Raw genomic sequence first — 278 nt, 5'->3', positions numbered from 1 at the left:
CCGCCACCCTCACGGCCCTCGCACGAGCCTTCTGCCAAAGAGCCAATTGCCTGACTCTCTCGGACGTGACATAGGCCTGCCAGGCAGCTTGCCCCACGGCGCGCTTCTCTTCCTCGGCCTTCTTCTCCGCCTCTATTTTGGCGTGCTCTGCCGGAGGCAAAGCCTCCCACAAGGCGACATCCATTTCTTTCCAAAGCTCCTCAAGGCTGGGGGGGCTCGGCTGGCGGCTCATTGTTCTCCTCGTAGCAGGGAGTCGACACGTCCTTCAACGCGCGTGC

At 62.6% G+C, this 278-nt stretch carries 1 protein-coding gene; it reads right to left on the bottom strand.

Features of this window, described 5'->3' with window-relative positions; genetic code table 11:
• A partial coding sequence (locus PZC42_RS24515) for a hypothetical protein (protein ID WP_277214069.1) occupies positions 1-232 on the bottom strand: 232 nt, incomplete at its 3' end.
• Between the last annotated feature and the right edge of the window lie 46 nt (positions 233-278).

Source organism: Isoptericola croceus (assembly GCF_029382255.1).
GTDB classification, from domain to species: domain Bacteria; phylum Actinomycetota; class Actinomycetes; order Actinomycetales; family Cellulomonadaceae; genus Isoptericola; species Isoptericola croceus.
The sequence above is the reverse complement of the archived record's forward strand: the minus strand, read 5'-3'. Positions and strand labels throughout refer to the sequence as shown.